Origin of the sequence: Bacteroides caecigallinarum, assembly GCF_021530995.1 — a bacterium.
GTDB lineage: Bacteria > Bacteroidota > Bacteroidia > Bacteroidales > Bacteroidaceae > Phocaeicola > Phocaeicola faecigallinarum.
The window spans coordinates 21,373-34,879 of sequence record NZ_JADYTF010000024.1; the positions used below are offsets into that span (position 1 = coordinate 21,373).

Here is a 13,507-nt window from a genome sequence, read left to right on the forward strand (position 1 = left end):
TATCAGTTCAACACCAGACAGTCATTGTCGCCGAAATTGTCATAACCCGATGTGATGACCTTTTCTCCCGGCTGCAGACCTTCAAGTACTTCGTAATACTGAGGGTTCTGCCGCCCTATGCGTATTTCTCTTTTATAAGCTTTCGCCCCGTCCTCGGTAATCACGTAAATCCATCGTCCGCCTGTCTTCTGGTAGAATGTGCCGCGAGGAATCATAATGGCTTCTTCCGGTTGTCCCAACTGAAGGTTCAGATAGTATGTCTGACCTGTACGGATATTCTCAGGCTGTACTCCGCTGAACTTGAAGTCGGCCTTGAACTTTCCGTCGCGCACCTCAGGATAGACTTTGCGTATGACGGCATGGAACGATTCGTCCTGTCTTTCGAAATCCGCTTCCAGGCCTGAAGTGACACGGTCGATATAGTGTTCGTCTATCTGAGCCTCAATCTTGTAGCTGTCAAGAGTGTTTATCTGTCCCACTTTGCTGCCCGACGGAACCGACTGACCGAGAACTACATCAAGCAATCCCAGTTCGCCGTCAATAGGAGCTGTTATTACAAGATTGTCTTTTCTTCTGCGTATCATCTGCATGTTGATTTTCATGTTGCTAAGACTCTCCTGCATCTGTTCCACCTGAACGCTGCGGTAAAGGCTGTCCTGTACGGAACGCTCCCTGACGAGTTCCAGTTTGTCCTTTGCCAGCTGATAGTCCTCTTCTGCCTTCAGAAAGTCCTCTTTGGCGATGAGGTCTTCGGCATAGAGCGATTTTTGCGATTCGTATGTCCTGCGATAGCGTCTTACTTCCATTTCCAACTGCAGCATTTCCTGGTTTACGCTCAGACGTTGCTGTTCCATCGAAATCATTGTGTTTCGGAGGATATTTTCCTTTTCCGCAAGATCGGCCTCGGAATTCAATATCTGCATGTCCAGGTTTTCGTTCGTGAGGCGCAGGATTTTGTCGCCGGCTTTCACGTGCGAGCCCTCTTCCATGAATATCTCTTTCACTACTCCCGTCTCCAGGGGACTAAGCTGTATGGTTGTCATCGGCTGTACCTGTCCTGAGATGCGGATATAGTCATTAAATTCGCCTTCCATTACCTTGTTTATTGATAGGGTTTCCGCATTTACTCTCAGTGTACTCACATTGTCTCTAAGCAGGATATATCCTATAAGACACAACAGCAGTCCGCCACCCCAGTATGGTAACGCTTTTTTGCTGAATACCAGTGCCATTCCTTTTTTCTTTTCTATTGCTCTGTCCATGATATGTTATACTTTTTTTATTGTTCTATGTAACTTATTCCTTTATAATATTTCACCACGCTGCGTTTCAGATAATATTGCAGCAATGCGTTCAACTCTTCCGCCTGTGAGTTCAGAAAAGAATTTGTAATTGTCTGATAGTCAATAGGGGATACCATACCCTGACGCATCTTCTTTTCGTGCAACAGGAATGTGGCTTCCTGTGCCTTGGAACGTTTCATGGCAAGTACAAGCGACTTACGGGCACCAGTCTTGTCCTGTATTGCACGCTGTACTTCAGACTTGATGTCGTGTACTGTCTGTCGGTATTGTGCCTCGGCGCGTCGGTATTCGTTTTTCTTTTTCGAAAGGTTCGAAAATCTGGAAAGTCTGTCATAAATAGGTATGGAAAGACTCAACTGTATGTACTCGCCGGAGTTGTTTTTCCATTGCGAATTGAAAGATGGTGCTGTGTAATTGGCTTTGCCTGGATAGCTGTAGTAGCTGGTGGACCAACCACCGTTTAGCGACAGACTTGGAAGAAACTGCCATTTTGCCGTGTTCAGTGCGAATTTGGCTTTGTCCATCGTGCCTTTGGCTATGAGTGCTGATGGCTGTGAGCTGACCGCATAATCCATTATTTCGTCCGCCCGGTCTTCTTCTTCCACCAGTGCCGAATATTTTTCGTCTATCATCGTGCGGTCTATCCTGAGTTCTTCCTCCACAGGCCACATCATTACGGATTTCAGTGTGAGCAGTGCATCCTGGCTGTTGTTGAATGATGTCTCCAGCTGATATTCCCTGTCGGCTAGGTCGGCTTCCATCTGTGCCACGTCAGGTCGGCTTTTCTGTCCCGTTTCATATTGTTTCTGCATCAGCAGCAGGCTGGCTTTCGAGTTTTCCACCTGACGGCGCAGAACTTCAGTCATTTCGGTATGGAACAGTACATTGAAGTAGGCTTCCATAACTGCCAGACACAGTTCGTCGCGCAACTTGTCTTCCTGCGAGATTCCCATCTTTACGGCTGTCTGCGAAATTCTGATATTGTTGATGGCGGAAAATCCGTTGAACAGTGTGATGCTTGCGCTCAGTGAGTAACCGTTATTGAAAGATGTGGTATTGGTATAGGTGTTTGTTTCAGGGTCCACGGCACGTCCGAAGTTACTGTAGGCATATGTTCCTGCCGAAACGGATGGGGTGAATGTCTTGAGTATGGCGTCACGTCTCTCTGTGCGCGCATCGGCATTGTCAAGTCTTTGTATTTCATTTTTGGTGGAATTTTCTATTGCATATTCCATACAGTCGTGCAATGTCATTGTTCGGGAAGTATCTACAGCTGATATGCTGTCGCTTCCGGAAGCCAAACATTGCGTTGCAGCCAAGATCAGGATTATTGGTGTAAATATCTTTTTCATTTTTCTGTTGTTTTTACACTAACTATAATGCCATAACCGTGCCAAAAATGTAATTTATTGATATAGTGATAGTTGATAAAAATGGCTGTTGTGGCAACTGTAAGGTTTCTTTACAGTAGTGTAAAGATGGATTACAGTGTGGTGTAAGAATGTGTAAAATATATTTCAAAGTTATGAATGTTGATAATTTTAAAGTTTTTTGTATCAATGCAATATATTTAATTGGTATATTTGGGTGTCTTTTAAGCGGCATGGCTTTAAATGGTGTCGGTAATACATTAAAATTAGATATATATGGAAAATATTGGAACAGGTCTGATGCTGATGCTCGTAGGTATGTGCACGGTATTCGTAATCCTTCTCATTATTATCTGGCTTAGTACTCTTCTGATTAAGGCGGTTAACAAATTTGCTCCACCCGAAGAGGAAGTCAAACGTAAGCCTGCAGTAGCAACCGTTTCATTGGAAGAGGATTCCGTGAAGGCTATTAACATTGCGGTGGAAAAACTTACAGGTGGTAAGGGCAAGGTAATGAAAATTGAGAAGTTGGACTGATTAAAGAAATGAAAACACATTAAGAAAATGGAAAAAGAAGTGAAATTCAGTCTGGTCTTCCGCGATATGTGGCAGAGTGCCGGAAAATATGTACCACGTGTTGACCAATTAGTAAAGATAGCTCCTGTGATAGTGGAAATGGGTTGCTTTGACAGAGTAGAGACTAACGGAGGCGGTTTTGAACAGGTAAATCTGCTGTTTGGTGAAAATCCTAATAAGGCTGTAAGAGAATGGACAAAGCCTTTTCACGAGGCAGGTATCCAGACACACATGCTGGACCGCGCATTGAACGGACTGAGAATGAGTCCTGTTCCGGCGGACGTAAGAAAACTGTTTTATAAGGTAAAGAAAGTTCAGGGAACTGACATTACACGTACTTTCTGCGGACTGAATGATGTTCGTAATATAATCCCGTCAATAGGATATGCACACGATGCTGGAATGATTTCACAGTGCTGTCTGTGTATCACTTATTCTCCTATACATACAGTGGAATACTATCTCGATATGGCTAAGAAGCTTATCGATGCTGGATGCGATGAAATATGCATCAAGGATATGGCAGGTATCGGACGTCCTGTGTTCCTCGGAAAACTTGTTACCGGAATAAAGAAGATAAAGGATATAACCATACAGTATCACTCTCATGCAGGTCCGGGTTTCAATATGGCTTCTATTCTTGAGGTTTGCAAGGCTGGATGCGACTATGTGGATTGCGGTATGGACCCTCTGTCATGGGGAACAGGTCATGCCGACATTATCAGTGTGCAGGCTATGCTGAAGGATGCCGGCTTCAAGGTTAAGGAAATCAATATGAATGCCTATATGAAGGCAAGAACCATGATTCAGGAATTCATGGACGACTTCCTTGGATTGTATATCAGCCCTAAGAACCGTATGATGAACTCATTGCTCGTAGGTCCGGGACTTCCGGGAGGTATGATGGGTAGCTTGATGGCTGACCTTGAAACAAACCTTGAATCTATAAATAAGTATAAGGCAAAGAATAATCTGCCGCTTATGACTCAGGATGAATTGCTCATCAAGCTGTTTGATGAGGTGTCATACGTGTGGCCGCGTGTAGGATATCCTTGTCTGGTAACTCCTTTCAGCCAGTATGTCAAGAATCTGGCAATGATGAATGTCATTCAGATGGAAAAAGGCAAGGAACGTTGGGCAATGATAGCAGATGATGTATGGGATATGATACTCGGCAAGGCTGGAGCATTGGCTGGTCCGTTGGCAGATGAGATAGTTGAAAAGGCAAAGAGCGAAGGCAGAACATTCTTTACAGGCAATCCTCAGGACAATTATCCGGATCAGCTTGACAAATACCGTCAGATGATGGCTGAGAAAGGTTGGGAGACAGGTCAGGACGACGAAGAACTGTTCGAATATGCTATGCATCCGGCTCAGTATGAGGCATACAAGAGTGGAAAGGCCAAGGCTGACTTCCTGGCAGACGTAGAAAAACGCCGTGCTGAGGCTGAAGGTGGTTCAATGCCTAAGGAAGGTACTCAGGTGCTCACTGTAGATGTGAACGGAAAGCCTTATCGTGTGACTGTGGCTTTCGGTGACACTGCATTGCCAGCACAGTCCGCGTCTGCGGATGGCGCTCAGCCGGTTGCCGCATCGGGTGAGGGCAAGGATGTGCTTTCTCCACTTGAAGGAAAATTCTATCTCACTAAATCGGCTCAGGAAACACCTTTGAAGGTTGGTGATAAGGTTAATCCGGGTGACACTCTCTGCTATATTGAGGCAATGAAGACTTATATAGCCGTAAATGCCGAGTTTGGCGGTACTGTTACTGCTATCTGCATGAACTCAGGCGACTCTGTATCTGAAGATGATGTATTAATGAAGATAAAGTGATAGATGTATGGAAGAGATTTTTGAACGATTATACGACATGACTGCGTTCAGCAATATCATTGCCGATCCGCGGTTTATTATAATGTATGCCATAGCTTTCGTACTGCTTTATCTGGGCATAAAGAAACAGTACGAACCGCTGTTGCTTGTACCGATAGCTTTCGGAGTGTTGCTTGCCAATTTCCCGGGTGGGGAGATGGGAGTGATACAGGCCGACGAGAACGGTATGGTGATGGTGAATGGCGTGATGAAGAATATATGGGAAATGCCTCTGCATGAGATAGCACACGAACTGGGACTGATGAATTTTATTTATTATATGCTCATCAAGACAGGTTTCCTTCCGCCGGTAATATTTATGGGTGTGGGTGCGCTGACCGACTTCGGTCCTATGCTGCGTAATCTCCGTCTTTCAATTTTCGGTGCTGCTGCTCAGCTGGGTATTTTTGCAGTATTGCTTGTTGCCATTATGGTTGGCTTTACTCCCCAGGAAGCTGCTTCATTGGGTATAATAGGTGGAGCTGACGGTCCTACAGCGATATTTACTACTATCAAGCTGGCTCCTCATCTGCTTGGTCCTATTGCTATTGCGGCTTATTCCTATATGGCACTTGTTCCTGTAATCATACCATTGGTGGTAAGACTATGGTGTAACAAAAAGGAACTCAGTATAAATATGAAGGAGCAGGAAAAGATGTATCCTCCTACTATAGAAATAAAGAACATGCGTGTATTGAAGATAGTATTCCCGATAGCGGTTACTACCATTGTGGCTTTGTTTGTGCCAAGTGCAGTTCCGTTGGTAGGTATGCTGATGTTCGGTAATCTGGTGAAGGAAATAGGTTCGAACACATCACGTCTGTTTGATGCCGCATCAAACAGCATAATGAATGCCGCAACCATTTTCCTTGGTATTTCGGTTGGTGCAACAATGACTACTGACGCTTTCCTGAACTGGACAACAATAGGTATCGTGATTGGAGGTTTCCTTGCTTTCGGCCTTTCAATATCAGGCGGTATTTTCTTTGTCAAGATCTATAATCTGTTTACAAAGAAGAAAATCAATCCACTTATCGGTGCTACAGGATTGAGCGCCGTGCCTATGGCGAGCCGTGTGGCAAACGAGATAGCATTGAAATATGACCCTAAAAACCACGTGTTGCAATATTGTATGGCAAGTAATATCTCCGGAGTGATAGGTTCTGCTGTAGCTGCCGGTGTACTTATTTCTTTCCTAGGATAAATTAAACCTATAAGGAGACATTATAACTGTCAACCAAAATCAGGAAAAGACAATTAATCTCCGTTTAAACGGTGTTTAAACAGTATTTAAACAGTGTTTAAACGGAGATTTTATGTTTCGTTTAATAAAAGAGGTGGAATAATACAAAGTTTGTAAAATAAAATATCTATCTTTGCAACAAATTTATCAATTTTGAATATATGAGTTATAATTTGCTAAAAGGGAAAAGAGGAATTATCTTCGGTGCCCTGAACGAACAGTCCATAGCATGGAAAGTAGCTGAGAAAGCTGTAGAAGAAGGTGCGATTATCACATTGTCAAACACTCCTGTTGCAGTGCGTATGGGAGAAGTTTCTGCTTTGGCAGAAAAATTGAATTGTGAGGTTATACCTGCCGACGCAACAAGTGTTGAAGATCTTGAAAATGTCTTCAAGCGTTCTATGGAAGTATTGGGAGGAAAGATAGATTTTGTTTTACACTCTATCGGTATGTCTCCAAATGTTCGTAAGAAACGTACATACGATGATTTGGATTATGATATGTTGGGCAAGACTCTTGATATCTCTGCTGTTTCATTCCACAAGATGATCCAGTCTGCCAAGAAACTTAATGCTATTAACGAATATGGTTCGATTCTTGCATTGAGTTATGTTGCCGCTCAGCGTACATTCTACGGATACAACGATATGGCTGATGCCAAGGCTCTGCTTGAATCTATCGCACGTAGCTTTGGATATATTTACGGACGTGAACATCACGTACGTATCAACACTATCTCACAGTCGCCTACTATGACTACTGCCGGATCAGGAGTAAAGGGTATGGACAAGTTGTTCGACTTTGCAAACCGTATGTCTCCGCTTGGCAATGCTTCTGCAGACGAGTGTGCCGACTACTGTATCGTGATGTTCTCTGACCTGACAAAGAAGGTTACTATGCAGAACCTCTACCACGATGGTGGTTTCTCAAGTGTAGGTATGAGCCTTCGTGCAATGGCTACATACGAAAAGGGACTTGACGAATATAAAGATGAAAATGGTAACATTATCTACGGATAATTGACTTTTAATGCGAAACATTTTAATCATAATATTAAGTTTATTAGTGCTTTCTGCCTGTCGCGATGACAGGCAGGAAGACTTTTTTTTATCTGAAGGAAGGGTAAAAATACATAGATATGACAGGCTGCAGTTTGAAGCTTCAGCTCTGAACAGCTTTACTTCTCTACAGAAGATGAACATGAATTTCCCTCATGCTACAAAACTTCTTATCGAGGATGTATTGGCATTGGGGTCAGTGGATGATGAAAAAATCAATGACCGTCTCTGCGCATATTATTCTGATACTTCTCTTGTAAATCTGATGCTTGATGTAGAAGATAAGTATAAGGACCTCGGCAGTTTTGAAAAAGATCTTACAAAGGGATTTGTGTATCTGAAGAAGAGGATGCCCTCATTTCCGATACCGGTGGTATATTCACAGATTTCAGCTTTGAACCAGTCTGTTGTGGTGTCTGACAGTCTCATAGGTATAAGTCTTGATAAATACATGGGAGAGGATTATCCTATGTACAAGCGTTATTACTATAACTATCAGAGAGCTTCGATGAATCCGGAAAGGATTGTTCCAGACTGTTTGTCCTTCTATCTATTAAGTCTTTATCCATTTCCGTGGGAAAGGAATCATCGTACATTGTTTGACTTGATGATGTATAGAGGCAAAATTGCGTGGATTACGGAGAAAGCTTTGGGTAGTGAGGATTTGGGAACAAAAGTACTCGGCTATAATGATACGCAGTTGGAGTGGTGCAGAAAAAACAAGAAACAATTCATAGAGTGGGTTAATAAGGCGAATCATCTGGAAAGTACAGATCCTATGATTATTCGTGCCTATTTGCAACCTATGCCGAACAGGATATTGAAGGAGGATGTACCTCCTATGATTGGAATATGGCTTGGAATGCAGTATATTGACGAATATATGAAAAAGAACCCGAGTGTTACTTTTGAAGAACTTCTGAATAATACTGATTACGAAGGAATGTTGATGGATATTGACATTTAATGTTTGGATGAATTATATGGAAACAGCATTATATCTATTGCCGGTTACATTGGGAGATACTCCTGTTGAAAAAGTTCTGCCGGCATATAATAAGGAGATTATAACGGAGATAAAATATTTCATAGTGGAGGACGTACGTTCTGCACGCAGATTTCTCAAGAAAGTGGACCGCTCTATAGTTATTGACGACCTGACTTTCTTTACACTCAACAAGCATACTTCTCCTGAAGAAATATCAGGCTTTCTGAAACCTTTGGCTGAAGGAATTTCTATGGGAGTAATTTCTGAAGCTGGTTGTCCGGCTGTGGCCGATCCGGGAGCTGACGTGGTGGCAATAGCACAACGTAAGAACTATAAGGTAGTTCCACTCGTAGGTCCGTCGTCAATTATTCTTTCAGTAATGGCATCAGGCTTTAACGGGCAGAGTTTTGCTTTTCATGGTTATCTGCCGATAGACGCGAATGACAGACAGAAAAGGCTTAAAGAACTTGAAAGCAGGGTTTATTCTGAAAATCAGACACAATTGTTTATCGAAACTCCATATAGAAACAATAAGATGATGGAGGATATAATCAAGGCTTGCCGTCCGCAGACAAAGTTGTGTATAGCAGCTAATATTACTTGCGAGGGAGAGTATATCAAGACACGTACATTGAAGGAATGGAACGGCAAACTGCCGGATTTATCGAAAATCCCTTGTATATTCCTTATTTACAAATAAAATTCTTTCCATAGGCTGGCAGCATTCCTAAGATGTTCCAGCTCTTTTTTTATACACGGATCTATCTGCTGAAGATTGTTTTCTATTTCTTCAAATTTAAAGAATCTTCCGTCAAGTTTTATGTCGCTTTCAGTCTTTATAGGAAGTATGAAGAGAAGAACGTTATTGCATATTCCACACGAGCACTCTTCGGTGTATTGCAGTATGAAGCGTGGCTGTACGTTTGTTCCTGAAATTCTTTTGGCAGTTTTCATTGCATATTTTTTACTGTCATCAAAGGTTCCTTCAAGGTTTCTTTCGATAGGGATATCCCATACCTGTGAAGTCGGATTTTTTAGTGACAGAAGCAGTCTTCCGTTACATACAGGTGCTATACGGATTATATTATGTCTGGATTTTTCTATTCTCGCTACAAAATGTATCCCCAATGTATTTACTATTAGGCATATGATATATATAGACACGGGAACAATATTTATCATGAAAAATCGTCCTTCAGGACTCCAATCATGATTAAGAGTCTTTATGATATATAGAATCAGAAGATGGATAGAAGAGAGTATTATAATTATTTTTGTTTCAAATTTATATGAGAAACATATTCTAATTCCCAACTTGCTTACGATGTCCTTGTATAATTCAGGAGCTGTGTAATATATAAATGCAAATGCCATCAGCGAGAATTCCACTGTAGGAGTTATGGTGTTGAGAGGTACATATTTATATCCCCAAAAGAGTCTGAGAACAAAACATGTACCTATACCCAGTGTACCAAGCAGGAGAAAAAAATTCAGGTCTTTCATCTTGATAATGTTGTATGCAAGCATTATCAGACTCATGAATAATCCCACTCCAAGCATCTCCGTATTAGGAAAGAAGTGCAGACCTATTAATGTGATTATAATTGGTAAAAGCCCTATTGATACGATTTTGTTTTTAAGGTTCATGCTCATGTTTTGTTTGTTCTCTTTCATTATATATCAAAGTTTCAACAAACAAAATACAGTGATTGTTCATTTGTGGATGATATGTTTTTCTGCATGATATGACGAACGTACCAATGGACCGCTTTCTACAGTCTTGAATCCCTTGTTTTCTCCTATAATTCTATACTCTTCGAATTGTTCCGGTGTGACATATTCCGCTACTGGATAATGCTTGTGTGAAGGCTGAAGGTATTGGCCTATTGTCAGTATTTTGCATCCTGCTTCAAGCAAGTCGTCCATGGTTTCCAGAACTTCTTCCTTTGTCTCGCCAAGTCCTACCATTATTCCCGATTTGGCTGTAATCCCGCTTTCCGAAATCTGTCTTATCACGCTGAGGCTTGTATCATATTTTGCTACGCTTCTGACCAGTGGACTGATTCTTCTTACGGTCTCCATGTTGTGTGACAGAATATCAGGTCTTGCCTCTATTACCAGACTGATCAGTTCAGGCTTGCCCTGGAAGTCCGGTATCAGAGCTTCGATAGTAGTTTCAGTATTGACTTCTTTTATCTTCAGCAGCGTTTTCGCCCAGTGTGATGCTCCAAGGTCTTCAAGGTCATCTCTGTCAACGGATGTGATAACTGCATGGTTGAGTTTCATTAGTCTGATTGATTCTGCTACGTTTGCCGGTTCGTTTTCATCGAGTGGGAGAGGCTTTCCAGTACATGTATTGCAGAATTTGCATGAACGCGTACATATGGCTCCGCAAATCATGAATGTAGCCGTACCTTTTCCCCAGCATTCGCCCATATTGGGACAGCGGCCACTGCTGCATATAGTGTGAAGTTTATGTGTATCTACAATTTTTTTTGTTTCTGCATATCTGGCATTGGCTCCTATACTTATCTTCAGCCATTCAGGTTTTCTGATGTGTGTCATAGATTATGTTTTAGGTGACAAGTAAATAAGTTGACGAGCTGACAAGGCCTGTTAAGGTCGTGTCAACTCGTCAAGTGTATTATAGATTTCTGATAAAGAATTCGCTGACTCTTGTCATAAGATGATGCCTTGTGTTTCCTCCGAAAATACTGTGATTACGGTTTGTATAAATCTGCATATCGAACTGTATTCCGGCCTGTACAAGCGCTTCTGCGTATTCTGCACAGTTCTGATAGTGTACATTGTCGTCGGCAGTACCATGGATAAGCAAAAGGTTACCTTTCAGGTTTGCTGCTCTGCTGATAGCCGAACCAGCTTCATATCCTTCGGCATTTTCCTTAGGAGTACGCATGAATCTTTCCGTATATACAGTGTCGTAGTATTTCCAGCATGAAGGTGCTGCTATAGCAACTCCGGCTTTGAAAGCTCCGCTTCCGTCGCTCATTGACATAAGTGTGTTATAGCCGCCGAAGCTCCATCCCCATATACCGATTCTCTTGCCGTCAACGTATGGCAGTGAACTCAGGTATTTGGCTGTTTCAACCTGGTCTTCCGATTCTTTTACTCCCAGATACAGATATGTACATTTTTCGAATTCAGCTCCGCGTCCGCCTGTTCCGCGTCCGTCAACACAGACCATGATGTAGCCTTTGTCGCACATATATGCTTCGAACATACCACCGTCGCCGAAACTTCCGATACCCCATTTGTCGAGTACCTGCTGTGAGCCCGGACCGCTGTACTGGTGCATGATTACTGGATATTTCTTGCTAGGATTGAAATCTACAGGCTTCATTATCCAACCGTTCAATTCTGTTCCGTTGCTTGTCTTGAAAGTGAAGAATTCTTTCTGTGGCAAGTTCAGAGATTTAGTTTCTTCTTTAAGTTCCTTATTGTCGAGCAGAGTTACAATCTCTTTTCCCTTATTGTTGTTGATGGTGATAAGGGTAGGAGTAGTCATGTTTGAGAAAGTATTGATGAAATAATCCATGTTGCTGCTGAAGATGGCATTGTTTGTACCTTCTCTCATTGACAGTTTTGTTACTTCACCTTTCTTGTTGACTTTGAAAATAGCAGTTCTAAGAGGGCTGTTGTCGTATCCTCTGTAATAGAATTCATTTGTTTTCTGGTTCCAACCGAGGAAGTCTGTCACTTCGTATTTCCCTTTTGTGATCTGTCTTACAAGGTTACCGCCTATGGTGTAAAGATACAGATGATTGAATCCGTCTCTTTCGCTCATCATTACTATATTGTCTGTGTAGAACTTGATGTTGGCGTATGCAGGCTCCTTGATGTATTGTTCTGCCTCGTCACGAATTGTCAGTTTGCAGATTCCGCTTCTAGGATTTGCCATATACATGTCGAATCTGTTCTGGTGACGGTTTAGAGTCATAATAGCCAGTTTTTCCGGATCAGATGTGAACTTGATGCGAGGAATATACCCGTCTTCGTCAAGAGGCAGGTCCATTTTTCTTGTAACCTTGCTCTTTATATCAAAAGTGTGTACTGTGACTTTAGAGTTTACTTCTCCAGCTTTAGGATATTTGTATTCGTAAGCCCCAGAATAGTATTCATATTCGCTTTTTTCAGGTGCCATACCTTTATACCATGGGAAGGAGAACTGTTTTACCTGGCTTTCGTCGAATCTGATGTATGCTATCATCTTACTGTCTGCACTGAACTCGAAAGCTCTGTTGAATCCGAATTCTTCTTCGTAAACCCAGTCCGGGATACCGTTGAGAACTTTGTTGTATTCGCCGTCCTTTGTCACCTGCGATTCACTATTTCCGAAAAGAAGTTTCACAAGGAAAATGTTATTGTTTCTTACGAATGCTATCTGGAAACCGTCAGGAGAGAACAGAGGAGCCTGTTGTGGACCGTTTTTTGAAAGAGGTTCTATCTTGTTGTTTTTAACATTATAAATATAATATTCGGCTGTAAACGAGCGTCTGTAGATAGGCTTTGTTTCTGTCTGGATAAGGATAAGTTTTTCATCCGGTGACATGATATAGTCGTCGAATGATTTAAGACTGCAGTCGCGTGCTGTTGTAACATCGAAAACTGTACCTACTTCCTTTCCTGTCTTGAATGAGTATTTTACAATTCTTTTTTTGTCGGCACTGATTTGTGTATAATGTTCACCATCGAGCATTGGTCTCAAACCGTAAATGCTTTTTGCACGGTAAGTTCCATTTGCTACATCCTTAAGTGTAACTTTTTCTGCATGAATGCCGAATGTCAACCCGACAATCATTAGTAACAGAGTGAATAATCTTTTCATGCGCAAATAAATTTAGTGTTAAAGTTCTTTCTCTTCTTCTATTTTTATACTGTCTTCCTTTTCAACTTCTTCTTTTGTTGCCTGCTGTACTGGAATATTGCTTATGTCATTGCTTTTATCTTCGGTTCATCCGACATTTCGCGTGATGCGGCAATCATGCAGTGCATATAGCCTCAATTCAAAGTATCGTTCATCCCTAAATCCATATGCCGTTCTCTTCATGACCTTTATCTTGTTGTTGATGCCTTCT

At 41.9% G+C, this 13,507-nt stretch carries 12 protein-coding genes; 6 read left to right on the forward strand and 6 right to left on the reverse strand.

Annotated elements, in window-relative coordinates; translation table 11 throughout:
• Window positions 1-2 precede the first annotated feature (2 nt).
• Window positions 3-1,262, reverse strand: coding sequence for an efflux RND transporter periplasmic adaptor subunit (locus I6E24_RS05345; RefSeq protein ID WP_235326863.1), 1,260 nt, complete (start codon window positions 1,260-1,262; stop codon window positions 3-5).
• Between the two features lie 17 nt (window positions 1,263-1,279).
• Entirely contained in the window at window positions 1,280-2,656 is a 1,377-nt protein-coding gene (locus I6E24_RS05350) for a TolC family protein (protein WP_235326865.1), read from the reverse strand.
• A 294-nt stretch (window positions 2,657-2,950) separates the two neighbouring features.
• On the opposite strand from I6E24_RS05350, the gene I6E24_RS05355 reads away from it, so the two are divergent.
• The 6 genes from I6E24_RS05355 (at window position 2,951) to I6E24_RS05380 (ending at window position 9,111) form a co-directional block, all read left to right on the forward strand.
• A complete protein-coding gene (locus tag I6E24_RS05355) occupies window positions 2,951-3,211 on the forward strand; it encodes an OadG family protein (RefSeq protein ID WP_204401351.1) in 261 nt (86 codons plus the stop codon).
• A gap of 27 nt (window positions 3,212-3,238) precedes the next feature.
• Window positions 3,239-5,083 carry a biotin/lipoyl-containing protein gene (locus tag I6E24_RS05360; protein WP_235326867.1) on the forward strand — a complete coding sequence of 615 codons (1,845 nt, stop codon included), beginning with the start codon at window positions 3,239-3,241 and terminating at the stop codon, window positions 5,081-5,083.
• Window positions 5,084-5,090: 7 nt separating this feature from the next.
• Window positions 5,091-6,326, forward strand: a complete 1,236-nt coding sequence (locus tag I6E24_RS05365; protein ID WP_235326869.1) for a sodium ion-translocating decarboxylase subunit beta — start codon at window positions 5,091-5,093, stop codon at window positions 6,324-6,326.
• A gap of 200 nt (window positions 6,327-6,526) precedes the next feature.
• Window positions 6,527-7,384, forward strand: coding sequence for an enoyl-ACP reductase FabI (locus I6E24_RS05370; protein ID WP_204401346.1), 858 nt, complete (start codon window positions 6,527-6,529; stop codon window positions 7,382-7,384).
• A gap of 10 nt (window positions 7,385-7,394) precedes the next feature.
• Window positions 7,395-8,390 (forward strand): gliding motility protein GldB-related protein, encoded by a 996-nt coding sequence (locus I6E24_RS05375; RefSeq protein WP_235326871.1) that lies wholly within the window; start codon window positions 7,395-7,397, stop codon window positions 8,388-8,390.
• Window positions 8,391-8,406: 16 nt separating this feature from the next.
• On the forward strand, window positions 8,407-9,111 hold the full coding sequence (locus I6E24_RS05380; protein ID WP_235326873.1) for an SAM-dependent methyltransferase: 705 nt from the start codon (window positions 8,407-8,409) through the stop codon (window positions 9,109-9,111).
• Here the strand turns inward: I6E24_RS05380 and I6E24_RS05385 are convergent.
• The 4 genes from I6E24_RS05385 to I6E24_RS05400 all read right to left on the reverse strand — a co-directional run.
• Window positions 9,102-10,085 carry a hypothetical protein gene (locus I6E24_RS05385; RefSeq protein ID WP_235326875.1) on the reverse strand — a complete coding sequence of 328 codons (984 nt, stop codon included), beginning with the start codon at window positions 10,083-10,085 and terminating at the stop codon, window positions 9,102-9,104. The genes I6E24_RS05380 and I6E24_RS05385 overlap by 10 nt on opposite strands.
• Before the next feature lie 39 nt (window positions 10,086-10,124).
• Complete coding sequence (gene lipA / locus I6E24_RS05390; protein WP_235326877.1) at window positions 10,125-10,976, reverse strand: lipoyl synthase; 852 nt, start codon at window positions 10,974-10,976, stop codon at window positions 10,125-10,127.
• Window positions 10,977-11,055: 79 nt separating this feature from the next.
• Window positions 11,056-13,230 (reverse strand): S9 family peptidase, encoded by a 2,175-nt coding sequence (locus I6E24_RS05395; protein WP_394800365.1) that lies wholly within the window; start codon window positions 13,228-13,230, stop codon window positions 11,056-11,058.
• A 153-nt stretch (window positions 13,231-13,383) separates the two neighbouring features.
• Window positions 13,384-13,507: transposase (locus I6E24_RS05400; RefSeq protein WP_235326881.1), on the reverse strand; the 124-nt coding region annotated here is incomplete at its 5' end.

Coding starts and splice junctions, on each gene's coding strand:
- lipA (WP_235326877.1), bottom strand. CDS start 10,976: ATGACACACATCAGAAAACCTGAATGGCTGAAGATAAGTATAGGAGCC.
- I6E24_RS05395 (WP_394800365.1), bottom strand. CDS start 13,230: ATGATTGTCGGGTTGACATTCGGCATTCATGCAGAAAAAGTTACACTT.
- I6E24_RS05355 (WP_204401351.1), top strand. CDS start 2,951: ATGGAAAATATTGGAACAGGTCTGATGCTGATGCTCGTAGGTATGTGC.
- I6E24_RS05385 (WP_235326875.1), bottom strand. CDS start 10,085: ATGAAAGAGAACAAACAAAACATGAGCATGAACCTTAAAAACAAAATC.
- I6E24_RS05365 (WP_235326869.1), top strand. CDS start 5,091: ATGGAAGAGATTTTTGAACGATTATACGACATGACTGCGTTCAGCAAT.
- I6E24_RS05375 (WP_235326871.1), top strand. CDS start 7,395: ATGCGAAACATTTTAATCATAATATTAAGTTTATTAGTGCTTTCTGCC.
- I6E24_RS05350 (WP_235326865.1), bottom strand. CDS start 2,656: ATGAAAAAGATATTTACACCAATAATCCTGATCTTGGCTGCAACGCAA.
- I6E24_RS05370 (WP_204401346.1), top strand. CDS start 6,527: ATGAGTTATAATTTGCTAAAAGGGAAAAGAGGAATTATCTTCGGTGCC.
- I6E24_RS05360 (WP_235326867.1), top strand. CDS start 3,239: ATGGAAAAAGAAGTGAAATTCAGTCTGGTCTTCCGCGATATGTGGCAG.
- I6E24_RS05380 (WP_235326873.1), top strand. CDS start 8,407: ATGGAAACAGCATTATATCTATTGCCGGTTACATTGGGAGATACTCCT.
- I6E24_RS05345 (WP_235326863.1), bottom strand. CDS start 1,262: ATGGACAGAGCAATAGAAAAGAAAAAAGGAATGGCACTGGTATTCAGC.